Genomic DNA, 22,416 nt, shown 5'->3' with positions numbered 1-22,416 from the left:
CTCAACGGACATCCCGAACCCGGCTCAGAAATCAGTCAGAAGATCACTTTCAGACCACGTCGGTGGATCAAGGCTTAGTCCGTACCCTGGCCACAATGCTCCGATCAGCGAGGGGAACTCGACGTGGGTGAGAACTTGATGCTGGGGGACCGGCTCCGGTCGGCACGCAAGACGCGGGGGCTGTCTGCTGCGCAGCTTGCCCAGCGGGTCGCGGTCTCCGCCAGCCTGATTCAGAAAATGGAGTCCGGTGCTCGGAAGGCGACGCCGAGTCTGGCATTGGCTCTGGCGCGGGCGCTGCACTTCGGCCCGGAGGTGCTGACCGGGCAGCCTTACTACGGGGAACCGGAGGCCGAGGACGGGGTGCACGCTGTCATTCCGGAGCTGCGGCGCATTCTGCTGTGCTTCGACACTCCCGACGAGCTGGAAGCCCGTCCGCGTGCGCTGCCGGTGCTGGCGTCGGAGGTAGACCAGATAGCGGCTCTCCGGCGTGACGCCCGGTACGTGCCGATGGGGCCGCTGCTGCCCCCAGTGATAACCGAACTGACCCACGTGGCGCTCGGCGCGAGCGGCGACGAGCGGCAGAAGGCGTTCTGGCACCTGGCCCGCGCCTACCGTGCGGTCAACAGCCTGGCCCACAAGATGGGGCACCACGACCTGGGCAACACAGCTCTGGAGCGGGTGCGGTGGTCCGCTGACCGTACCGGCGATCCGCTCATGCAGGTCACGGCCGGCTTCCTGGTGGCCGGGGCGATGCTCCGCCAGGGTGCCACCGAGTCGGCTCGTCGCAAACTCAGGGGGCTGCGCGCGGAACTGGAGCGGCTTCAGCCGGAACGGTCGTACAGCGACGACGCGTTGGCAGTCGACGGGGCGCTGCTGCTGAAGCTCGCGGTGGTGGATTCGCGGGAGAACAACCCCGAGGGGGCAGAGGAGCTGTTGCGGGAAGCCGGTCAGGTCGCGAGCATGGCGGGCAACCGAGACAGCCTCGCCTACGAGATGAGCTTCGGGCCGACGAACATCAAGATTCATTCGGTGCACGCGCTGATCGATACCGGGGATAACGAGCAGGCTCTGGCCCGGCTCGCGGATTGGGGCGAGGGCGGCACCGAGTGGGCGCCGCCTTCCTCGACAGTGGGCGAGCGATCCAGCCATCACCACATCGACGTCGCCTCGGCGCGTCTGGTGGAAGGCGACCGCGGGGGCGCGTTCGCCGAGTTGAAGCGGGCGAGGAAGATCGCCCCGAACCACACACGCTTCCACCCATCCGTCCGCGAAACGCTCGGTTCGCTGGTGCGCATGGACGCGCACCCCTCCGCAGAGCTCTCGGCATTCGGCACTTGGGCGGGCGTCGCTTAGCACAACGCGCTTGCTAGTGACGGCAGTTGGCCTGAATTGGGCGCGGACAGTTTGTCTGCGCAGGGCCACCTTGAGCGTGGAATGGTCCTCTCACACCCAGTTGTGAGGGGGCCTTTCCTATGTCGGACGCGATCCCGACCGCACGGCTGCCGAGATGGATGCCCATCGGCAGTGCGCCGGAGCTGTGTCCCGCCGGTACATGGTGGGACGCGATCCGGGTGCCTGAACAGGCAGGGCGCCGAGCCGTGGCGCTCATGGAGGAGGAAGGGCGGCGCGTAGGGCCGGTCATCCTCGACGAGGGCGGTCGCGAGCCGCGCATGTACTTCCTGACGCCGGTCGGCACCGCGGCACGGTGGGAGGAACTCGGCACCGTCGCGCTGGGGGCGACCTGCCACGTCGTGGTACCGCAGGCGGATAGGACCGTCAGCCCCGGACTGCACTGGCACCGGCTGCCCGCGGGGCCCCACGCTCTTACCGTGCCTGACGCACTACACCGTGCCTTGACCAAGGCAAGCAGGGAGCACGAAAGCTCCCCGTAGAACTCGCTCTGTGGCCCGCGTGCTCCGCTGGTCTGAGGGCCGGCGTCGGTGCGGTCGGTCACCGCAGAGCCGCCAAGCGCCGCCCCACCCACACTCCCCGGGCGGGGCGGTACCCGCTGAACTTCGGCGGATGCAAGGGGTTGTCACAGCACGTCCAACACAAAGAGAGGATCAGCCATGCCTCAAGCCAGGCGAGAGAAGAAGGACCATTTGATCTACGCGGACGTCGTGGACTCCAAGTCCAAGGCGGGCGTGTGGATGGGCGAGCGCGCCTCCTTCCAGGAGAAGCAGGGTCGCATCATCGAGGCGCTCAAGGAGCGGACCGACTGGGTCGAGCTGCAGAACGCCGTCATGGTCATCGGCACCGACCCGGCCGGCATCACGGTCATCGCACCCAACCCGACGCTGCCTGGTGTGATCGTCCTCGCCGACGGTGGTTCCCCGGCCGCCTCCGCGACGCTTCAGGCAGCCGCCGAGGAAAAGGTCCGCACGGTCATGGGCGAACTCGGGATCGCCGAAGAGGAAGCGACGGCCTGACCCCCATGGCCGTCCCCCAACTCTTGTGGGGGAAGTACTTCCAGTACGAGCGGAACGGGGAAGCAGTTCTCCTCGACCCAGTCACTCTGGACAGTGCCTTCATCGACCCCGGCGAGGTCCACGACCTCGCCGGGGTCCCCCCGACCGCGACCCATGAAGCCCTCGCAGGGCTCGGCTTCACCCCCGACGGCCCCCCGGCCGACCGGCGCGAAGCACTCCACGACCGCCTTCGACTCCTCGGCCTCGACGCCAGCCCCCGCAGCATCAGCGGCCTCCGCGTGGTCGTCACCGACCGCTGCAACATGTCCTGTACGTACTGCTTCGTCGACACGAATTCCGGCAAGCCGGACATGACGAAGGACGAACTCTCGGCGGGGTTGGAGTTCCTGTTCGAGCAGAACGCCGGACAGGAAGAGGTATCCATCTGTGAGCGATCACGAAATTCGGCTCTGTCGCTGATCTTGTGACGGGGTGGGTCAGGGTGTGAGGAGCACCCGCTTGCGGAGGAAGTCGAGGTTGGCTCGTCCGTATCCTTGCCTTTTGAGGAATTTCACTCGTGTGACCTGGCCTTCGACCTGGCCTGAGCTCCAGGGGGTGGACAGGCCGGCGGTGACGGCGTCCTGGTCCCGGCGCAGGCCGTTGACCAGGGAGTGCAGGGCGGGCAGGTTGTCGGCGAGGACGCGTTCCATCCAGGCTGGCAGCTGGTCGCCGCGCAAGTCGCTCATCATGGCGGCGAAGTCGCGGACATGGTCGGTGACGGCGTCGAGTTCGGGGCAGTCGGCCCGGATCTCTTTGAGGTCGGCGGCGTCCACGGCTGCCAGGTTTCCGGGGGCGGTCATGATCCAGCGGACGATGCGGCGGGGCCGCGGAGCTGGACGGGGCACTGGCGGCGCGGTGGTGGAGGTCTTGAACGGGCGGAGGTAGCGGCGGACGGTCTGGATGCTTCCGGTGAACCCCCGGGCGACGATTTCCTGGTGGAGCTGGGCACTGTCGCGACAGCCCTCGTTCCATCGCTGGTGGAGGTAGGGCGTGTGCTCGTCCAGGAGGGTGGACCGGTTTGTCGCCTTGACCAGCAGTTCGTCGATGCTGGTGGCCCGGGCGAAGCGGCGCACGGTTTTGCGGCTCAGCCGCAGTGTCCGGCAGATCCCCTCCAGCGTGCTGCCGCCGTCCAGGAGTTCCCGCACTGCGGTGTAGCGTTCCCTGGTCCGGGTCACCAGACGGCGTTCGCGTCCGCAGACATCGAGCATCGCGTCAACCGGGGGCGGCGTCTGCCAGATGTCGTCGCTGGGCGGCGGCTTGGCCGGTACGGTGTTCTCGAACGCGGCCCGGGCGCAGGCGTGGTGGGCGGATACGGTCTTCTCCACCGCCTCGCCGAGGTTGTGCCACAAATGCCAGGCGTCTGCGACCTGGACCGCCTGCGGGGCGCCGCTGCGGGTGCCCTCGGCATACGCTCCGGCCCTGTCCCGGCACACGATCTCTATTTCCGGGTGGTTGCTCAGCCATGCGGCCAGTGGCTCGGCCTCACGGCCGGGCAGCACGTCGACCGGGCGCCGGGTCTCCAGGTCCACCAAGATCGTGGCGTACGTCGCACCCCTGCGGAGCGCGAAATCGTCGACACCGAGCACACGGATCTCTCCGACAGGCTCTTCCGGCACCGCACGGACCAGACGTAACAGAGTGTCCTTGGCGACGTCCAAGCCCAATACCCCGGCCAGGCGGGCCCCCGCGCGGCCGGCCAGCGCGAGAGCGATCGAGGTCAACTGGCCGCGCAGCAGCGGCGTATAGCGGGCATGCGGGCTGGTCAGCCCCGCGATCTGCTCAGCGAACGTCACCGCCCGGCACCCGGGGTTCAGGCACTTGAACCGCCGCACCAGCAACTCGATCACCACCCCGGCGCCGCTGGCCGCCGCGTCCGCGAGCCGCCGTACGTACCGTCCGTGCACCCGGCCCGACGCGCTACCGCAGTGCGGACACACCCCGCCCGACGACCGAGCACGCGCATGCATCGAGACCACACCGGACAACGACCGCTCGACCACCTCGACCACAACACCGGCCAGATGAGGGAACAACACCCCGAAACTCCGTGAAGTACACCTGGCTCATGATCACAGCCGCCACTGACACCACCCGCCCCGTCACAAGATCAGCGACAGAACCGAATTACGTGATCGTTCACACCATCCAGTGGTTCGGCGGCGAGCCGACCATCCGCTTCGACCTCATGCAGTACGGCGACCAACTCGCCGACACACTCGCCACCCGCTACGGCGTGGCCAGGGTGCGGCGCACGGTCGTTACCAACGGTGCCCGTCTGACCGATGAAGCTCTCGACCATTTCGTCGCGTACGAGTACGGGGTCGGCATCTCCATCGACGGCCCGCCAGGCATCAACTCCGCGCACCGCCTCCTGCTCGGCGGCCAGCCCGCGGATGACCGCATCCGACGCAATGTCGCCCGGTTCGTCGAGGCAGAGGGCCTGCACGTGGGCTGCAACCTCACCCCGACGGCGGCGAATATCGGACGCCTCGCCGAGACGGTCCGGTGGATCATCGACGACCTTGGGCTGACGTTCATCTACGTCAACACGCCCATCCCGACCGCAGGCCAGTGGCAGGTCAACGGCAATGAGCTGGCCCGTGAGTTGTACGAGGCCCGCCTTGCCGCTCTCGGGCGAGGCGGCATGCTGTTCTCCGTTCTGGACCGCGCTTTCCAAGCCCTCGACACCCGTCGGCCGATGTTGTTCGACCACATTCAGGGCGACCGGAGTCTGAACGCCGCCCTCCTGCCCGGCAACCGGGTCAGCCTGTGCGACATCAACTTCACCGAGCCGTCCTTCCTGCATACCCTCGATGAGCTTCGGGCCGACCCCGGTCGCCTGGCCGGCGTGGCGAAGAAGGTCGCACCGATCCCCGAGTGCGGCGACTGCCCGGCGCTCGCCATTTGCGGCGGACCGTCTCGCAACGAGCAGGCACTCATCGGCGGGACCACTCCGGACCCCGAGATGTGCGCCTTCTACACGAGCACCGTAGAGATCGCCGTCTGGGACAACATGGGGGTGCAATGAGTACCCACGTCCGGACGGCGATGGTGTCCACGGCAGGGCACTGCAAGGTGGCCTGCGGGTTCTGCTTCCGAGCCGACCGAGCCCACGGCTTCCTCGACACCGCGACCTACACCCGCACCCTGTCGCGCCTCAAGGAGGCGGGGGTGGAGGGGGTGTGTCTGACCGGCGGCGAGCCGACCCACCACCCACAGCTCCGAGAGCTCGTCAGGCTGGCGCACCAGTTCGGCATGTCGGCGTCGTTGGTCACTTCGGCTCGCACTGTCGCCGAGGTCATCGCCCTCTCCCAGGTGGCGCATCTGCTGGCCAATGTGACCGTCTCCGCCGATTCGCAGGGCGCGATGCTGTTGGGACGTACCACGCGCACGGCGTCCTCGGGCATTGACACGCTGCGTGCCATCAGCACCGAGACGAAGGTCCTGCATGTCACCTGCTGGGGGCTGAACGACGAGGAGTGCCAGGAGCTGGCCGGCCTCGTGGCCGAGGCAGAAGTGGCGATCCAGTTCAGTCCCGTCGTCCTCGACGAGCGCGCCCTGCGCCGCGACGGCAGGTCGGTCCAGGACTATCTGGTGCAGCACCATCTCGACGCCGACCGGCTGGGCGGCTACTTCAACCTCTCCGACCGGTACCGGGATTATCTCGGGGAGCTGAAGGATCTGCAGTTACCCGAGTCCGGGGGCGAGCGGTGGCTGTGCCGCTCGGCGACCGCGTACGTGTCCGCCGACGGTCACATACGGCGCTGCCCCTACGGTCAGGAATCAGTCAGCGCCCTCGCTCCCCGTTCCGCTATCAGACGGTTCCTGACTGCCGCGCCGCAGGACCGGGTGGCCCCGGACTGCGCCGCCATCTGTCGCCCCGCCGCCCTACCCGATGAGGCGAGCACGTCGTGCTCTGCGCAGGCGTGAGGCCGACTCGACGCATACAACCCCATGGACAGCTCTATGAAAATCACGACGCCCGAAGACTTCGCTCACCGCTGGCGCGAGCCGCCGAACTTCCCCCTGGAGGTCCTCTTCGAGCACACGTTCCTGCCCGCCGTCGACGTCCTCGACCATGTACGTAGGGACGAGGAAGCCCGGTTCACGATCCTCGGGGACGACGACTGGCAGGTGCGCATGGATCGCACCGCCGCGTTTCGCACCGCCCCGGTCGAGGAAGTCGTCACCTGGCCGTTCCGGCTGGTGCATTTCAATCTCAGCCGCTTCTACGACGATCTCCTGGGCGGCTTCCAGGACGAGGTCATGATCCCCTGGCGCACGCATCTGTCCGGCCAGGGCTTCACCTGGCAACGCCTGGCACCCATCTTGTTCCTGTCCACCGAGGGCGTGTCCTCGACCTACCACAACGACAATTCGCATGGTCTCGTCTGGCAGATCCACGGCACCAAAACCTTCCACAGCTACCTCGACCCCGACAAGCACCTGCCGGCCGACGCGGCAGTCGTGGGCGAGAGCACTGCCGAGGAGCCGCCTGAGCACGACGTGGCCGACCGTAACTCCGTCACCATGCGGCCCGGTGACCAGCTGTGGAGCCACGCACTGACACCCCACTGGGTCACGACCGAGTCGGCACTCGCCATGAGCGTCACCCTCTCCCATGGCGGCCTGTGTCACCAGGGCCGGTTCTCGGAGCGTGAGTTGGCGCTGCGGGCCTACTGGGACAAGAACCCCGGCGAGGCGTGGACGCATGACCTGCGCAATGTCCGCTACTGAGACCGCGCCCCACGACACGAGGCACTGGCCCGTGTCGTGGGGCGTGACCCGCGGCCGGTTACGGGGTGAGCCGGTTCGGCCCGCGGAAGAGGAACGTGGCCTCGCGGATCGACTCCAGGCCGAGGAGCACCATCAACACCCGACCCAGGCCCATGCCGAGCCCACCGTGCGGCGGGCACCCGAACCGGAACGCGTTCAGGTAGTCCTGCAGCGGCTCGGGGTTCATGCCCTTCTCCGCGGCCTGACTCAGCAGCACGTCGTACCGGTGCTCGCGCTGTGCCCCGGTGGTGACCTCCAGTCCCTTCCACAGCAGGTCGAAGCTCAAGGTCACGCTCGGGTCGTCGGCCGACCGCATGTGGTAGAAGGGCCGGATGCCGACCGGGTAGTGCGTGATGAACACGAAGTCGTGTCCAGTGGCCTGCTTGATGTGAGCCGAGATGCTCCGCTCGCCCTCCGGGTCCAGGTCCACCTTGTTTCCCTCCGGGTCCCAGCCGCCTTCGCGCAAGATCTTGTGCGCCTCGGCCATGGTGATGTGGGGGAAGGGGGTTGCGGGGACGGCGACTTCGACTCCGAAGTGCTCGGCGATCGCCTGGCCGTGCGCGTCGGCGACCTTGCTGATCGCGTGTGCGAGCATCTGCTCCTCGAACGCCATCACGTCCTCGACACCGTCGATCCAGGCCAGTTCCGCGTCGACGCCGGTGAACTCGGTGGCGTGCCGGGAGGTGAAAGACGGCTCCGCGCGGAAGACCGGCCCGATTTCGAAGACCTTGTCGATCCCGGCCGAGATCGCCATCTGCTTGTAGAACTGAGGCGATTGCGCCAGATAGGCGCTGCGGTCGAAGTAGCCCAGCTTGAAGACCTCCGCGCCGGACTCCGAGGCGGTGCCCATGAGCTTGGGGGTGTGCATTTCCGTGGCGCCCTGCGCGTAGGCGTACTCGCGCATGCCCTGCTCCAGGGTGGTCTGCACGGCGAACATCAGTTGGGTGGCGGGACGGCGGCGCACGTCCAGGAACCGCCAGTCGAGGCGCTGCTCCAGGCCGGTGTGCTCGTCGATCGGCAGCGGTGTGGCGGCCAGGTTCAGGATCTCGACCGTTTCGGGAACGATCTCCAGCCCGCCGAGCTTGACCTGGGCGGCGTCGACAACGCGGCCGGTGATGCGGACGGCGGACTCGGGAGTGAGGGCTTCGAGCTGGACCTCCAGCGGCCCGTCGTCGCGCTTGTGGGTCACCTGCACCATGCCGGTGCTGTCCCTCACGACGATGAACTGCATCTTGCGCTGCCGGCGGAGTGTGTTCACCCACCCGCAGACGGAAACCGTACGGCCGACATGTTCTCGCAGGTCAGAGACGTGTACGCGGCTTTGGATCATTGCGGTCCTCCGAAGGACATCGACATGATCCCTTGGGAGTGCGGGCGAGAAGGGAACTCGCGGTGCCACCGCACTTTCGCCGCCAGCAAGTGGCGGCCTCATTCGGGCCCTGTGACGGGGGCCGGCCGGCGGGGCATTGGACCACGGCGTGGTCATTCCTCCCCGCGCTCAGGAGGGTCTTCGCCTCGGGGCGCGAGGCCGCCTTCCCAGCTTCCGGCGGCTCTCTCAACTCGCGTGATCCGTGGCTACTCGTCTCCATCATCGCGTTGCCAAGCAGGATACGGACCTCGCGGGCACCGCCGCAATCAAGAACACACTCGTGATCGGGAGGATCTGTTGTGAGCGTGTCCGTGCGACGGGCGGTAGTCGCCGATGCCGGGGAGCTGGCCCGCCTGCGCCAGCTTTCGCTGACCTGCCCGGCTGTCCCTTGGACCAGGCCGAGGGAAGTACTGGACGGCCCATGGGTCGAGGAGTGCCAGGAGGCCATCGCCACTATGCTCCGCGACCAGAACGCGGTTGCCGCGTTCGTGGTCGATGTCGGACCGGGCCATATCGGGGCTTGCGCCATGGGGCTTCTTCTGCCCAGGCTTCCGGGCCCCAGTAGCGGCAAGCCGTTCAACGGCGACATCAGCACCGTCGCGACCGATCTGGAGTTCCGTGGTCGAGGTTACGCACGGGCCGTGGTGACAGCGCTCATGGACTGGATGGTCGCGAGCGGCTGCAAGGGCATCAGCCTTGCCTCCAGCCCCGAGGGTGAGCCCCTGTACGCGTCACTCGGGTTCGCTTACGACGACCCGCGAATGTCCTGGCGGGCTCGTTGATGGCGCGACAGAGTCACGACCGTAACCCTCTACTCGACCCGCATCCGGTTCGCGATGACGCGGCGCTGCGGCCAGTGGTGGAGGACGCGGCGATGGGGCGGTGGGAGAGTGCCCGGGATCTGCTGATCGCGACGGGCCCCGACTGGGACCGGAGGATCTTCCGCCTCCAGATCCTCGCCGAAGCGGGGGCGCGGCTCAGGTTCGCCGATACCTGGGCCAAGGCCGAGCCACAGTCACCGCACGCCCTCGCGCTCCTCGGGAACGTACAGGCCCTGCGCGCGATGATCGCCGGACGCGACACTGGCCGGTCGCTCATGGAGGAAGCCTGGGCCACCTGTCGCACCGCGCTGGACTCGTGGCCCCAAGACGTGGCGCCGCTGGTCGTCATGCTCGCGCTACTGCGTACCCATGCCCCCGACCGAGACACGCTCGGCCGCGTGTGGGAGGAGATCAAACAGCGCGATCCGTGGAACCGGGAGGCGCACCACGAGGTTGTCGCCTATCTGCTTCCGCGTTTTCACGGCGCACAGGGGGAGGCGGCTTGGTGGGCCGAGGAACAGGCTTCGATCGCTCCCCGAGGGCTGCCGATCGCCGTTCTGCCCTTGGTCGTCCTGGCGGAGGCACACCGATCCCGTCAAGAGCGGGACCAGAAGGCGTACGGGCTGACGATCCACCCCTGGGTCAGGTGCCCGCAGATTGATCCCGTGCTGGAGCAGTGGTGGCACTACCGCGCCCCACGGCCGCACGCCTGTTTCGCCGATGACGCCAACTATCTCGCCCACGCCCTGTCTTTCGCGAACCGCCACAACGAGGCCCTGGAGGTCTTCGACGCGATCGGCCCGTACGCCACCCAGGTCCCCTGGTCCTACTGCGGCCAGGCCGGCGACCTGTTCCTGCGGCACCGCTCCTGGGCCTACAGCCCACCACGGCGTCGGCACCACTGAGCCCCTTGACCCATCCCTTTCCTGCACGAAGGACGGAATCCCTGTGCCTCTCGATGTCTCCCGCGTTTCCGACGAGGAACGCCTCAAGCAACTCGGCTACCAGCAGACGCTGTCGCGCTCGATGTCCGGCCGCGCCAACTTCGGAGTCAGCTTCACGATCATCTCCATCCTGTCCGGCTGTATGACGATGTACGGCTACGGCATGAACACCGGCGGCCCGGCAGTCATCATCTGGGGATGGCTGTTCGTCGGCCTCATGACGCTCTCCGTCGGGCTGTCCATGGCCGAGGTCTGCTCTGCCTACCCGACCAGCGCGGGCCTGTACTTCTGGGCCCACCGCATGGCGCCGAAACGCTCGGCAGCGGCGTGGGCTTGGTTCACCGGCTGGTTCAACACACTGGGCCAGATAGCGGTGACCGCGGGCATCGACTTCGGCGCCGCCACCTTCCTCAACGCCTTACTGGACCTCCAGTTCGGCTACGGTGCCGCTCCTGGCCACACCGTCATCCTGTTCGGGATCATCCTCGTTCTGCACGGTGTGCTGAACACCTTCGGCGTGCGCATCGTCGCCGTCCTCAACGAGGTCTCCATCTGGTGGCACATCCTCGGCGTCCTCGTCATCTGCGGTGCCCTGGTGCTCGTTCCCAGCCATCATCAGTCGACCGGCTTCGTGTTCGGCGAGTTCGTCAACAACACCGGCTTCTCGTCCAGCATCTACGTGGTGCTGATCGGTTTGCTGATGGCGCAGTACACCTTCACCGGCTACGACGCCTCCGCCCACATGACTGAGGAGACCATCGACGCCTCCACCGCCGGCCCCAAGGGCATTGTCCGCTCGATCCTTGTCTCTCTCGCCGCCGGGTTCGTCCTCCTCTTCGGCTTCACCTACGGAATCCAGTCCTACGCCGGCTCCCTCGACTCGGGCACCGGAGTGCCCCCGGCACAGATCCTCATGGACGCCCTCGGCGCGGCGGCCGGCAAGTGGCTCCTCGTGGTCATCATCATTGCCCAACTGTTCTGCGGCATGGCCTCAGTGACCGCGAACTCTCGCATGATCTATGCCTTCTCGCGCGATGGCGCCCTGCCCTTTTCCCGGACGTGGCACAAGCTCAACCCGGCCACTCGCACTCCGGCCAATGCCGTCTGGCTGGCCACCGGAGGCGCGTTCGTCCTGGGCCTGCCCTACCTGTGGAACAGCACGGCCTACGCGGCCGTCACCTCGATTGCGACCATCGGCCTGTACATCGCCTACGTGATCCCCACCTTCCTGCGCCTGCGACAGGGGGACCAGTTCGAGCGTGGCCCGTGGCACCTGGGCTCTTGGTCCAACTTCGTCGGCACGATTGCCGTCGTGTGGGTGCTGGTGATCACGGTGCTGTTCATGCTGCCGCAGAGCTCACCCATCACCACGAAGACTTTCAACTACGCGCCGGTCGCGGTCGGCGTCGTCGTCGTCTTCTGCGGCGCTTGGTGGCTCGGCTCGGCTCGCAAGTGGTTCCTCAACCCTGCCCACCCCCGCAACTCCAGCCCCGGCCTCAAACGGGAAGCGGTGCGCTCGTAACGCGCGCTGGAAGGGGAACGGCTGAAGCCAGTCGGTCGAGCCACGAAAACACGCTAGTCGCCGGGGGAGTCGGGTAAGGCGCTTATCCGAGGCGAAACGGGCCTGAGCTGCGTCGACGTCGCATCTCGGGCCCATTTCGTTGCCAGTTGTCCGCTGTCATCGAATAGAGGCGTTTGACAGCGAATCCAGTCGCCTCGGCTTCCTTGCCAGCGAACCTAGTCGCGAGAGGGCCCTCGGCACAGAGCGGTCATCGCTTCCGGCGGTAGCGAAGGAAGACGGCAGCGATATCTGGCAGTTCCCTGGTGACGGCGACGATGTCGGTCCGGTCGGCACGGCTCAGGGCGACAAGACAGACGACTGTGGCGCAGATGAGGCCGAGCAGGAGTGCGAGCGGAAGAAGTAGCCATACTTCGATAGGCACGGTTGGTCTCCACGGTTGGTGGGCCGGGGGATGTCCCCTGCGGATGACGGACAGATCGGGGGAAGAAATCACCGTGCCTGTGGGTCCGCCCAGCCGATGGCGGAATCGGCCGTGGCGCGAGCTGCGGCGCGACGTTCTTCGGCCCGGACGGCGAGACGACGGGTCTTGCGACGGACTCGTTCACCGAACGCAGCCGGGTCAGAGGCGCCGGCGTGGGCAGCGGCCTCGGTCCAAGTTGCGCCGTCACCGGCGGCCAAGGCGATTACGACCAAGCGTTCCTCGGACGTCAGGTGCTGCACGATTCTTAGGAGGCGGTCGTCGTGGATGGCCGCGCCGAGGCGGGCGTCGGAGAGGTCGGCCCGGTCGGCGACGAGGTCATAGAGGCACAGGCCGTCGCCGAGCGGGGCGTCCAGAAGTAGCAGTCGGGAACGCCGTACGCGTCGGCGCCACAACGGGACGAGCTGGCGGTGGATGGTGTGAACCTCGGCGCGCAGCTGGCCAAGGACTTCTGATTGCAGACATCCGCGCTCGTCCAGTGACCTGGTCCAGTCACCCAGCAGGGCGGTGGAGACCGCCTCGTTCCAGCGTGTACTCCGGTTCACCCCCAGAACGCGCGCGGCGAAATTCTCTACCTTGTCCTGTCGGTTCTGGAGTGCATCGGCGCGTGCCTCCAGCGCCGCCATCAGGTCCGGCACGGGCCCTTCGGAGTCCTTGACCCAGTCCGTGTTGTAGCGGGCGTCCTCGCCAACACGCAGCCGCACTGTGACGCCCGGGAGGGCGATGGGGGACGCTGGTTCCAGGGCGGCCATGACGGCGTCCACCGCGGGCTCCCGGATGATGTCCCGCAGATGGCGCTGTGCGAGACCGCCGTCGTCAGTCTCGTACAGGAAGGCCCCCATGGGGAGGCCCGTCTCCTTGTGGATTCCGCCGGAGGTTGCGCGGATGCGAACTTCGTGGCTCTGGACATACCAGATCGGTGGGATCGGTGGGAGTACCAGCTTGGTGAGGACAGGTGCGGACGACGTAGCGGTGGTGGAGAGTTCGAGATCAAGCACGGTGGGCTCCTGGGTTCGGATCAGCGGCTTCACCTCTTCGGTCTCGGCAGATGCCTTGAGCGGCAATAAATCTTATATGGATTCGGCAGACGGTTGTTGGCCCATCACACGGTAGTTGCGGGCCGAGAGAGTTGCCTGCGATTCAAGGGGCGCGCTCTCGTTTCCCACGCCGCCGGGCGGCGCCTTGAGTCTGTACGGCCTGCTCAGCGGGCAGGAGGAACGAGCTGCGAGACCCTACAGCTTCCGGCTAGCCGCCACCGATGCAGGGTCACGACTCTCGGTGTCGGTGCGCATACGTAGGGTTCCAATATGATCAAGCATCTCTGATGCCACACTGCACCGGTTGAACACCGAGGTCCTAGAGGCTGGCGGCTGGCTGCCGTTCGGCGGGATGTTCGACATGATCAAGGAGTGGCCGGCCAGCCTCCCGACCAAAATCGGTGTCTACGTCTTCTTGATCGGCGGGGACGAGCCCATCACCTATCCGGTCGGCGAGTCCTCAATCGTCTACTTCGGCAAGGCCGAACAACAACGTGGAGTGCGGGGCCGGGTCAGCCAGCATCAAGGCACGATTATGAGAGGCCCTCGCAGGCGTTGGCCAGGGCACGCCGCGCACGAATGGCTGATGGCACGAGGTGGCTTCTGCATGTACTCCCTGGCTCCCGACCATGATCCCTTCAGCTCCGCATGGGTGGAACGCGAGCTGGTCTAGGCGTTCCAACGTCTGCATCGCACACGACCTGTGGGTAACGGAACCGCCGCCTGATGTAGGCGGCGCACTCCGTTCACGCTGCACGACTGGGTTCTGTGTCAATCGCCTTGATTGGTTGGCAAAGGACACCAGTTCGCTGGGGGCAGACGGGAAAGATCGTTGAATGACTGGTGCGCTGCCGGAAGGCATGTCAACGTACGACACCTTGCCGAGCACCACCCCCTTCCCCGAGCCCACGGAGGCGCCCCTGTACCCGCACCAGCCTATGGACCCCTCTCCCTCCGATTCGACGTATCCGGTGTACTGGGTCACCCCTCGCCACCTGGCCGGTGACGACGGCGCTCTTGCCGAGCGGATCGGCGACACCCTCGTCGGCCTCGGCTGGCGTATGTGGCCGAGCTCTCGCAACACCCTGCTGTATGTGAGTGAGGACGGGCTGTGTGGTGCCGAGTGGATACTCGCCAGCAACCCGTTCCAGCTCGGCGGCATGCCTGTTGCCTGGCAGCTGAGTGCCCGTGCGCATGACGGTTCCGCGATGACGGAGTGGAACGCCTATTTCACCTGCGGCGTCCCGTACGAAGCGCTCGCCGATCTCCTCATCGCGATCGACGCCCCGACGATGCCCGGCACCGGCTTCGCGGGCCCGGAGACCGTCCTCAAGGCGCTCGGCACCCAGGGCTGGTTCCGCGATGTTGATCGTCCGCGTACCACTGCGATGGACCCTGGGTTCTGCGCCAGTGTCTCGCTGGAGCTGCTGCCGCCGCTGGTCCTGGACGCCGATCCTCGCCCTGATCTGGTGGGCTGGCAGGCGTGGGCGGAGTCCTCGCCAGGTGCCCCGTATTTGTGGTGCTCGACGTTCAGCGCGAGCGTCCCGCACGACCTGGTCGCCGCGTTCGCCTCCTCGCTGGCCTCGCCGGTTCCTGTGCCGCGTCGCACGCTGCCTGAGAGCGTCGAGGGCCGGCTGACCGTCGTCCGCCGCAGCTGACACCCCGCATGGCTCGGCCGTACGTGTGCCGGTGCCGTCGTTGCCCGTGAGTTGCCTGTTTCCCGTGCCGCAGAAGACAGAGATGGAGCCTTCATGTTCCGACGACGTGCTCGCGCCGACCGTAAGTTCCGTGACGCCCAGCGTGCGGGCCAGGCAATGCTGGCCATGCACGGTGGGTGGCAGCCGCCAGACGGCTGCGGCCCGGCAGCCGTTGAGGTGCCGGCGGTGGTGGAGGCGGATTTCCTGCCGCCTGACTTCCGGGCGCCCTCCCGCCAGGACGTCTCGGGCTTCATGATGCGCTGGGAGAAACCGCTCGTCATCGACGGCGAGGTCCGTCAGTGCCCGGCATGCGGCTCTTACCGGGACTGGGTCGTCTTCTGCATGCGCGATGACTCGGTCTGGCTGCGCTGCAAGAGCGGCCACGAGACGAAGGAATCGGGCCTGGACGCGGCCTGGTACAACCGCAACTCCGGTCCGGCCGACCACTTTCACCCCACCCTCGAAGAGGGCCTGCGCCACCTCGGCCACTAACCCCGCGACACCCCTCCCCCACTCCTACGGATCGCCGGCGCCCGGAGGGCCGGCCTGGTCAGCCCATCCGCACCATCTTTGGGGTATCGCATGCGTCTTCACACCACCACCGCACTGGGCCTGAGCATCCTCACGGCCCTGACCCTGGTCGGCTGCTCAAAGAGCAGCCCTTCCATCAACGCCCCTGCCCCAGCCGCGTCTCCTTCTACGTCGGCGTCGCACGGCAGGAGCGCTTTGGTGACCGTGCCGTTGTCCTCGGCCGCGCTGCGCGGGTTGCTCCTCGATGAGGGTGATCTGGGCGAGGGCTACACCCGCGCGCCGGAGGTGGGCGGGCGGCACGACGACGTCGCGGTGATTGGCTGCCCGGCGCTGGAGGCGCTCGGTGACAGCGCCGCAGTCGGTGCCGGCTTCGCGTTCCCTCGTAGGGCGAAGGTGTCCTTCACCTACGCGGGCGGCACTGGTTCCAACGTCGCCGAGGAGGTGTACAGCTTGGGTTCAAGGAGTCGTCGCAACACTTCCGCTTTGTGTCGATAGTAGGTGACTGTCGAGAGTCTCGGCTGGGGTCCTCCAGCCAAGGGTCTTGCGAGGTCTGCTGTTAAGGGCGGCGGCGACGGCGGCGAGGTCTTCGCGGGTGTGCCTGCTGAGGTCGGTGCCCTTCGGGAAGTACTGCCGTAGCAGGCCGTTGGTATTCTCATTGGTTCCGCACTGCCAGGGGCTGTGCGGGTCGGCGAAGTAGATCTCCAGACCTGTGTCGATGCGGAGCAGGGCGTGCTGCGCCAGTTCCGAACCCTGGTCCCAGGTAAGGGACTTGCGGAGCTGGGAGGGAAGGTCGACGATCACTTCCGCGAGGGCTGCACGTACGGCCTCGGCTCCGTGACCGGCAAGCGCGGGGCCGTTCTTGGTCCGTGGGCCGCCGTGGCCGGGCATCGGCGGCAGGTGCAACAGCATCGTGAACCTGCTGCTGCGTTCCACCAGGGTGCCGATCGCGGAGCTGTTCAGGCCGATGATGAGGTCGCCCTCCCAGTGACCGGGGACCGCCCGGTCCTCCACCTCAGCCGGCCGCTGACTGATCAGCACCTCCTCGGTGACGAATTTCTTCCCCCGGCCAGCGGTGCGGGCCCGGGGCACTCGTAGGGCTCGGCCGGTACGCAGGCAGGCGACGAGTTCACGCTTCAGCCCGCCGCGGCCCTGGACGTAGAGCGCCTGGTAGACCGCCTCGTGCGAGATACGCATGGACTCATCATCGGGGAAGTCGACCCTCAGCCGGTTGGATATCTGCTGTGGGCTCCACGATGTGGCCCAACGGCGGTCCTGACGCCTCGGCTTGTTCCGTCCCTTCCACCGCGATACCGCGGGCCCCGGCGCAGGTGCACCGTCCTGGTAGCGGATCTCTCCGGCCAGGCGGTCCTGGACGTACTCGTGCAGCCGCTCGTTGCCGGCCAGCTTGGACAGTTTCGGCCGCTGCGCGGCCAGTTCGGCCTTCCACTGCGCGATCGACGCCCGGTAGGCGAGCTGTCCATTGCGGGTGGCGGCGTTGCGCCGCAGTTCCCGCGAAATCGTCGAAGGGGTCCTGCCCAGCCTGCGGGCGATCTCCCGGACCCCGGCGTCCTGAGCCTTCAGCAGAGCGATCTCTTCACGCTCTTCGAAGGAGAGATACCTGCCCGACACCGGGCTGTGAGCGATCACGAAATTCGGTTCTGTCGCTGATCTTGTGACGGGGCGGGTGGTGTCAGTGGCGGCTGTGATCATGAGCCAGGTGTACTTCACGGAGTTTCGGGGTGTTGTTCCCTCATCTGGCCGGTGTTGTGGTCGAGGTGGTCGAGCGGTCGTTGTCCGGTGTGGTCTCGATGCATGCGCGTGCTCGGTCGTCGGGCGGGGTGTGTCCGCACTGCGGTAGCGCGTCGGGCCGGGTGCACGGACGGTACGTACGGCGGCTCGCGGACGCGGCGGCCAGCGGCGCCGGGGTGGTGATCGAGTTGCTGGTGCGGCGGTTCAAGTGCCTGAACCCCGGGTGCCGGGCGGTGACGTTCGCTGAGCAGATCGCGGGGCTGACCAGCCCGCATGCCCGCTATACGCCGCTGCTGCGCGGCCAGTTGACCTCGATCGCTCTCGCGCTGGCCGGCCGCGCGGGGGCCCGCCTGGCCGGGGTATTGGGCTTGGACGTCGCCAAGGACACTCTGTTACGTCTGGTCCGTGCGGTGCCGGAAGAGCCTGTCGGAGAGATCCGTGTGCTCGGTGTCGACGATTTCGCGCTCCGCAGGGGTGCGACGTACGCCACGATCTTGGTGGACCTGGAGACCCGGCGCCCGGTCGACGTGCTGCCCGGCCGTGAGGCCGAGCCACTGGCCGCATGGCTGAGCAACCACCCGGAAATAGAGATCGTGTGCCGGGACAGGGCCGGAGCGTATGCCGAGGGCACCCGCAGCGGCGCCCCGCAGGCGGTCCAGGTCGCAGACGCCTGGCATTTGTGGCACAACCTCGGCGAGGCGGTGGAGAAGACCGTATCCGCCCACCACGCCTGCGCCCGGGCCGCGTTCGAGAACACCGTACCGGCCAAGCCGCCGCCCAGCGACGACATCTGGCAGACGCCGCCCCCGGTTGACGCGATGCTCGATGTCTGCGGACGCGAACGCCGTCTGGTGACCCGGACCAGGGAACGCTACACCGCAGTGCGGGAACTCCTGGACGGCGGCAGCACGCTGGAGGGGATCTGCCGGACACTGCGGCTGAGCCGCAAAACCGTGCGCCGCTTCGCCCGGGCCACCAGCATCGACGAACTGCTGGTCAAGGCGACAAACCGGTCCACCCTCCTGGACGAGCACACGCCCTACCTCCACCAGCGATGGAACGAGGGCTGTCGCGACAGTGCCCAGCTCCACCAGGAAATCGTCGCCCGGGGGTTCACCGGAAGCATCCAGACCGTCCGCCGCTACCTCCGCCCGTTCAAGACCTCCACCACCGCGCCGCCAGTGCCCCGTCCAGCTCCGCGGCCCCGCCGCATCGTCCGCTGGATCATGACCGCCCCCGGAAACCTGGCAGCCGTGGACGCCGCCGACCTCAAAGAGATCCGGGCCGACTGCCCCGAACTCGACGCCGTCACCGACCATGTCCGCGACTTCGCCGCCATGATGAGCGACTTGCGCGGCGACCAGCTGCCAGCCTGGATGGAACGCGTCCTCGCCGACAACCTGCCCGCCCTGCACTCCCTGGTCAACGGCCTGCGCCGGGACCAGGACGCCGTCACCGCCGGCCTGTCCACCCCCTGGAGCTCAGGCCAGGTCGAAGGCCAGGTCACACGAGTGAAATTCCTCAAAAGGCAAGGATACGGACGAGCCAACCTCGACTTCCTCCGCAAGCGGGTGCTCCTCACACCCTGACCCACCCCGTCACAAGATCAGCGACAGAGCCGAATTACGTGATCGTCCACAAAGCTGTCCACCGGTATCGGACGGATCTTCGACGCCATGACCGAATGCTCGAAATATCAGGTCGTCGCGGGCGGTGCCGCGGTGACGGTCACTACCCGCGTGCTGCCTGTACCCCCGCTGGGTGATGAGCGGTGGAGCCAGCTGATGACCTTCACCGCTGGCGGCCCCACCAGCGTGGTCAAGCAGACGGCCGTCCGTACAGGGCGGGTAGTCGTGGTCGTCTCGGGCTCGCCCGCACTGGTAGACGCCCAGGTGGAGAAGGCGGTGGAGAAAGCCCGAGTGGCGCACTGAGATGGCGACCCTATGCCGCAGGCCCGACCGGAGGTTTCCGGTCGGGCCTGCGGCATGTATGGGGGGACCGGGAACTACGCCCACGGGCTTGGGGGATTAGGGCCAGGTGAGAGCCGTTCGCTCAGTCCTGCGGGCGCCACGCGAGGTGGCAGCTCGGTCAGAAGGTGTTGGCCGTGAAGGGTCGGATCGGGTCAATGGAGAGTCCGAGCAGCCGGTCGAACTCGGTCCGTTCGGGGGTGGTCATGAGCTGGACGGCGTTGCCCAGGTTCTTCTGCGTGAGCTGTTCCATGAACGGGGCCAGGAAGCTCTGCAGGGTATTGGGGCTTTCTTCCTTCGTACGCAGGTACTCCATGTAGCGCTGGTGCTGTGCGCCGAACTCCTCGAACTCGGCCTTGGTGGCGGAGAGGGCCGTTGCTTGCTCCTCTTCGGTGAAGGGGCGTCCGGAGCTGTGGCTCCACGTGCTGGTGTCCGAGCGGAGCTCGAAGTCCGAGTGGCACAGGAGGGCGACGATGTGCGGTCGGATTTCAGTCGAGGGCATGTAGGGGGTTCCTTCCGGAGTTCGGGGTGGAGGCCCAAATGCTCCGGAGAATCGCCGGTTTGGCTAACCGGCGATCGTCGGCTATGTTGCGCCCGCTTCCCCCGTCCAGGCCGAAGGCCGGACCGCCTCGCTACCAGGACAAATTCCCTCTGCATGTGACATCTTGCGGATTGAAGGCTCCAGGGCAGAGACCGAGCTGCGGTCAGCGGCGGGTGCGGTGTGCGCCTGGTTGCGGTGCCTGTATCAGCGAGGGCGCTGTGGCCGGCGTTGTGGCGTGGGGGACTGTCGCTTGATGGGCGGAGCGCTGGATGCGCCAGACGAGGAGTCGCGCGGGGTGCCGTGCGTCATCCAGCGGGCGCTGGGCGACTGCCTCCCTGAGGGCCTCGGCGGGGTTGCGGCCGGAAGCGTCGGCGCGCGCGAGCATCGTCGCGAGGGCGGCCCAGTCCGAGCCGTCCAGGATTCGGTCGGCGTGCTCGGGCAGGGTGACGCGCACGATGTGTGCGTAGCGGAGCCGTACGGCGGGGCTGGTGGGTGCTGCCCGCTTCAGGCCGGCCAGCGGGGTGGCGGCGGCCCGGTCTGCGGCGGTCTGGAGATGGGTGAGGGTTTCGCGGGCTGCGGCGACTTGTTGGTCGTGGTGGTGGAGGTCGTGCCAGCGGGCCGCTGCGGTGACGGCCAGGACGAGGGTGTCGAGGAGCAGGGCGAAGAGGATGCCGTCCGAGCTGTGGGGCGGCGGCGTGCGGAGCATGCTCGTGACGGCTCCGCGCAGTTTGGCGGCGTGGTGGTGTTCGGCGTGGATGCGGGAGCGGGAGGCGCGTTCGAAGGTGATGGCCGCTTGCCGGAGTTCCTGCTGGTAGGGGGCGGGTGCGAGGAGGGGCAGGGTGTCGAGGGCTTCGGCGAGCGCAGCAACATGGGCCTGGGCGGCGGGTGCGTCGTTGTGTGCGAGGGCGGTGGGGATGTGTTCGGCGGCGGCGAGGGTGTCCTGCCAGGGGAGGCCGGCCTTGGCCGAGGAGGCGAGCCGGTCCTGGATCTTGGGGAGGGACAGGTCTGGGGAGAGCTCGGAGCCGGAGAACCAGATCGGCTCCTGCTTGCCGTTGACGTCGCCGTTCAGGGCGACGGTGTAGCCGCGCATGTCCCCGGAGGGGAAGTACTTGACGTTGACCAGGACGGTCTCGGTGTTCTCCAGCAGGCTGATGAACTCCTCCACGCTGGTGGAGGCAGCCACCGCGGTACGCACCGTGGTGCGCAGCCGTTCGCGGGCGGTGCGGTTGTGGCCGGCCCGCTTGGCCTTCTCCTGCTCGGCGCGAGTGGGGCGATTGGCAGCGGTTCGATCCCCGCGGACGACCTCGAACAGGCGGTACTCCTTCTCGACAGCGGCCAGTTCGCGATCCGCATTGAGGTAGTCGTTCCAGTGCCGGGCACCGCGCAGGTCGGCCCGGACTTTGGTGGCGGCGATGTGGATGTGGTCGGGCGCGTGCCGTACGGCAACCCACCGGCAGCCGTCGGGATCGCCTTCGGGGGCGATGCCGGTGGCGGCGACGACCCGGCGGGCGATGTTCCCCCATTCCTCGTCGGTGAGGTGCCGGTCGGTTGGGGCGGCGCGGATCGAGCAGTGCCACACATGCTGTTCGGGGGCGCGGCCGAGCCGCTCGGCCTGCTTGACGTGCAGGTCCAGATCGGCGACGAGGAGCTTCTTGGTCGCGTCGAAGTCCTCTGCGGTGCGCCCGGGGTCGGGGGTGAAGCCGTCGAAGGAGGCGACGAGGTGTGGGTCGGTGTGGTCCTTGGCCTTCTTCGTGTCGTACAGATACCGGACGAGGTCGGCGGTGCTCTTGCCGTTGCGGATCTTCGCGATCATCGGGCGGCCTTGCCGCTCAGTGCCTGGTTGGTGGCCGCCGCGATGTGCCCCACTGCCGCACCGACCGCGTCCAGGGTGCGATCGGTCTGGGCCAGCAGGGCGCTGTCCCCAGGGTGTGGATGGTCGCCGGAGTTGAGCTTCTTGGCGATCTGGTTGACGTTGTGGCCGATCTGGGCGACCTGCTGGCGCAGTGCGTTGAGCTCGTCGATGTAGTCGTCCAGTTGGGTGCGCTGGCCGGGCAGGGTGAGGTCGCCGTGGACGTGGGCCAGGGTGACGACGGCGACGTAGTGGGCGCCGCTGACGTTCAGCGCCTTGGCCTCGGCGAGGATGATCGACTTTTCTTCGGCGCTGTAGCGGGCATCGACGCGTTTCTTGCGCTGGCCGCCTGGGTCGGGCTTGCGCCGGCGGGCGACGCGCTGCAGGGCGGCGACTTCGGCGGCACGGGGCAGCGGCACAACAGCGGCGGCAGGGTCGACGGCGGCGGTGGTCTGTTCCCCCTCGGGTGCCCCCTGGCGCCCGAGAGTCTCCGCCACCCCCGGGGCGGAGGCTTCCCCGTGGGACCGGCCTGTGGACGGTCCAGCGGGATACCTTGCTGACGCAGTTGTGGCTGGTGGTGTCATCATCTCCATGCTGTTGGTGGGCAGTTCGGTGTCCTGGTTGCGCACGTCAAGATGTCCTTGCCTTGGCGGGTACGGTGCGGGGG

General features: G+C 67.5%; 23 protein-coding genes and 1 pseudogene. 16 read left to right on the top strand and 8 right to left on the bottom strand.

Annotation, left to right across the window (positions count from 1 at the left end):
* The first annotated feature begins 123 nt into the window (after positions 1 to 123).
* The 4 genes from ACLLJJ_RS17055 to ACLLJJ_RS17040 all read left to right on the top strand — a co-directional run bounded on the left by ACLLJJ_RS17055 (position 124) and on the right by ACLLJJ_RS17040 (position 2,896).
* The gene (locus ACLLJJ_RS17055; protein WP_434592020.1) at positions 124 to 1,353 is read left to right on the top strand and encodes a helix-turn-helix domain-containing protein; all 1,230 of its coding nucleotides are present in this window, start codon (positions 124 to 126) and stop codon (positions 1,351 to 1,353) included.
* Between the two features lie 119 nt (positions 1,354 to 1,472).
* On the top strand, positions 1,473 to 1,892 hold the full coding sequence (locus ACLLJJ_RS17050) for a hypothetical protein (protein ID WP_434592018.1): 420 nt from the start codon (positions 1,473 to 1,475) through the stop codon (positions 1,890 to 1,892).
* A 177-nt stretch (positions 1,893 to 2,069) separates the two neighbouring features.
* Positions 2,070 to 2,429, top strand: a complete 360-nt coding sequence (locus ACLLJJ_RS17045; RefSeq protein ID WP_434592015.1) for a hypothetical protein — start codon at positions 2,070 to 2,072, stop codon at positions 2,427 to 2,429.
* 5 nt (positions 2,430 to 2,434) lie between these two features.
* Positions 2,435 to 2,896, top strand: coding sequence for a hypothetical protein (locus tag ACLLJJ_RS17040; RefSeq protein ID WP_434592012.1), 462 nt, complete (start codon positions 2,435 to 2,437; stop codon positions 2,894 to 2,896).
* Positions 2,897 to 2,905: 9 nt separating this feature from the next.
* Here the strand turns inward: ACLLJJ_RS17040 and ACLLJJ_RS17035 are convergent, their stop codons facing one another.
* A complete protein-coding gene (locus ACLLJJ_RS17035) occupies positions 2,906 to 4,504 on the bottom strand; it encodes an ISL3 family transposase (RefSeq protein WP_434588078.1) in 1,599 nt (532 codons plus the stop codon).
* 29 nt (positions 4,505 to 4,533) lie between these two features.
* On the opposite strand from ACLLJJ_RS17035, the gene ACLLJJ_RS17030 reads away from it, so the two are divergent.
* From ACLLJJ_RS17030 to ACLLJJ_RS17020, 3 genes are read left to right on the top strand one after another with little or no spacing between them, the layout of a single operon-like run.
* A complete protein-coding gene (locus tag ACLLJJ_RS17030; protein ID WP_434592010.1) occupies positions 4,534 to 5,496 on the top strand; it encodes a radical SAM protein in 963 nt (320 codons plus the stop codon).
* Positions 5,493 to 6,398: a radical SAM protein gene (locus ACLLJJ_RS17025; RefSeq protein WP_434592009.1), complete on the top strand. Its 906-nt coding sequence runs from the start codon at positions 5,493 to 5,495 to the stop codon at positions 6,396 to 6,398. Before ACLLJJ_RS17030 ends, ACLLJJ_RS17025 begins: the two co-directional genes overlap by 4 nt.
* 36 nt (positions 6,399 to 6,434) lie before the next feature.
* Positions 6,435 to 7,205, top strand: a complete 771-nt coding sequence (locus ACLLJJ_RS17020; protein ID WP_434592006.1) for a hypothetical protein — start codon at positions 6,435 to 6,437, stop codon at positions 7,203 to 7,205.
* 58 nt (positions 7,206 to 7,263) lie between these two features.
* On the opposite strand, the gene aspS is transcribed toward ACLLJJ_RS17020, so the two are convergent.
* On the bottom strand, positions 7,264 to 8,574 hold the full coding sequence (gene aspS / locus ACLLJJ_RS17015; RefSeq protein WP_434592004.1) for an aspartate--tRNA(Asn) ligase: 1,311 nt from the start codon (positions 8,572 to 8,574) through the stop codon (positions 7,264 to 7,266).
* Between the two features lie 344 nt (positions 8,575 to 8,918).
* Here aspS and ACLLJJ_RS17010 point away from each other — a divergent pair, with 344 nt between their 5' ends.
* From ACLLJJ_RS17010 to ACLLJJ_RS17000, 3 genes are read left to right on the top strand one after another with little or no spacing between them, the layout of a single operon-like run.
* Positions 8,919 to 9,395, top strand: coding sequence for a GNAT family N-acetyltransferase (locus ACLLJJ_RS17010; protein WP_434592001.1), 477 nt, complete (start codon positions 8,919 to 8,921; stop codon positions 9,393 to 9,395).
* Positions 9,395 to 10,339: a hypothetical protein gene (locus ACLLJJ_RS17005; protein ID WP_434591999.1), complete on the top strand. Its 945-nt coding sequence runs from the start codon at positions 9,395 to 9,397 to the stop codon at positions 10,337 to 10,339. Before ACLLJJ_RS17010 ends, ACLLJJ_RS17005 begins: the two co-directional genes overlap by 1 nt.
* A gap of 43 nt (positions 10,340 to 10,382) precedes the next feature.
* Positions 10,383 to 11,900, top strand: coding sequence for an amino acid permease (locus ACLLJJ_RS17000; protein ID WP_434591996.1), 1,518 nt, complete (start codon positions 10,383 to 10,385; stop codon positions 11,898 to 11,900).
* 247 nt (positions 11,901 to 12,147) lie between these two features.
* On the opposite strand, the gene ACLLJJ_RS16995 is transcribed toward ACLLJJ_RS17000, so the two are convergent.
* The gene (locus tag ACLLJJ_RS16995) at positions 12,148 to 12,321 is read right to left on the bottom strand and encodes a hypothetical protein (protein WP_434591994.1); all 174 of its coding nucleotides are present in this window, start codon (positions 12,319 to 12,321) and stop codon (positions 12,148 to 12,150) included.
* 68 nt (positions 12,322 to 12,389) lie between these two features.
* A complete protein-coding gene (locus tag ACLLJJ_RS16990; protein WP_434591993.1) occupies positions 12,390 to 13,376 on the bottom strand; it encodes a hypothetical protein in 987 nt (328 codons plus the stop codon).
* Between the two features lie 343 nt (positions 13,377 to 13,719).
* On the opposite strand from ACLLJJ_RS16990, the gene ACLLJJ_RS16985 reads away from it, so the two are divergent.
* From ACLLJJ_RS16985 to ACLLJJ_RS16970, 4 genes are all read left to right on the top strand, one after another.
* Positions 13,720 to 14,088, top strand: a complete 369-nt coding sequence (locus ACLLJJ_RS16985) for a hypothetical protein (protein WP_434591990.1) — start codon at positions 13,720 to 13,722, stop codon at positions 14,086 to 14,088.
* Positions 14,089 to 14,353: 265 nt separating this feature from the next.
* The gene (locus tag ACLLJJ_RS16980) at positions 14,354 to 15,073 is read left to right on the top strand and encodes a DUF317 domain-containing protein (RefSeq protein WP_434600442.1); all 720 of its coding nucleotides are present in this window, start codon (positions 14,354 to 14,356) and stop codon (positions 15,071 to 15,073) included.
* A 93-nt stretch (positions 15,074 to 15,166) separates the two neighbouring features.
* Positions 15,167 to 15,604, top strand: a complete 438-nt coding sequence (locus ACLLJJ_RS16975; RefSeq protein WP_434591988.1) for a hypothetical protein — start codon at positions 15,167 to 15,169, stop codon at positions 15,602 to 15,604.
* Between the two features lie 90 nt (positions 15,605 to 15,694).
* Complete coding sequence (locus ACLLJJ_RS16970; RefSeq protein WP_434591985.1) at positions 15,695 to 16,138, top strand: hypothetical protein; 444 nt, start codon at positions 15,695 to 15,697, stop codon at positions 16,136 to 16,138.
* Here ACLLJJ_RS16970 and ACLLJJ_RS16965 read toward each other — a convergent pair.
* A pseudogene (locus ACLLJJ_RS16965) lies at positions 16,100 to 17,272 on the bottom strand (IS30 family transposase); the annotation flags it as partial. The gene ACLLJJ_RS16970 and the pseudogene ACLLJJ_RS16965 sit on opposite strands and share 39 nt — an antisense overlap.
* A 110-nt stretch (positions 17,273 to 17,382) precedes the next feature.
* Between ACLLJJ_RS16965 and ACLLJJ_RS16960 the strand changes: the two are divergent.
* Entirely contained in the window at positions 17,383 to 18,981 is a 1,599-nt protein-coding gene (locus ACLLJJ_RS16960; protein ID WP_434588078.1) for an ISL3 family transposase, read from the top strand.
* 87 nt (positions 18,982 to 19,068) lie between these two features.
* Entirely contained in the window at positions 19,069 to 19,323 is a 255-nt protein-coding gene (locus ACLLJJ_RS16955) for a hypothetical protein (RefSeq protein ID WP_434591983.1), read from the top strand.
* Positions 19,324 to 19,480: 157 nt separating this feature from the next.
* Here the strand turns inward: ACLLJJ_RS16955 and ACLLJJ_RS16950 are convergent, their stop codons facing one another.
* The 3 genes from ACLLJJ_RS16950 to mobC all read right to left on the bottom strand — a co-directional run bounded on the left by ACLLJJ_RS16950 (position 19,481) and on the right by mobC (position 22,246).
* A complete protein-coding gene (locus tag ACLLJJ_RS16950) occupies positions 19,481 to 19,861 on the bottom strand; it encodes a hypothetical protein (RefSeq protein ID WP_434591981.1) in 381 nt (126 codons plus the stop codon).
* 202 nt (positions 19,862 to 20,063) lie between these two features.
* The gene (locus ACLLJJ_RS16945) at positions 20,064 to 21,713 is read right to left on the bottom strand and encodes a relaxase/mobilization nuclease domain-containing protein (protein ID WP_434591978.1); all 1,650 of its coding nucleotides are present in this window, start codon (positions 21,711 to 21,713) and stop codon (positions 20,064 to 20,066) included.
* Positions 21,710 to 22,246: a plasmid mobilization relaxosome protein MobC gene (gene mobC / locus ACLLJJ_RS16940; RefSeq protein WP_434591975.1), complete on the bottom strand. Its 537-nt coding sequence runs from the start codon at positions 22,244 to 22,246 to the stop codon at positions 21,710 to 21,712. Before mobC ends, ACLLJJ_RS16945 begins: the two co-directional genes overlap by 4 nt.
* Positions 22,247 to 22,416: the final 170 nt, after the last annotated feature.

The organism is Streptomyces sp. A5-4 (assembly GCF_051131715.1).
Taxonomy (GTDB): Bacteria; Actinomycetota; Actinomycetes; order Streptomycetales; family Streptomycetaceae; genus Streptomyces.
Note: the sequence above shows the minus strand (reverse complement) of the source record. Positions and strands in the feature narration are given on the sequence as shown.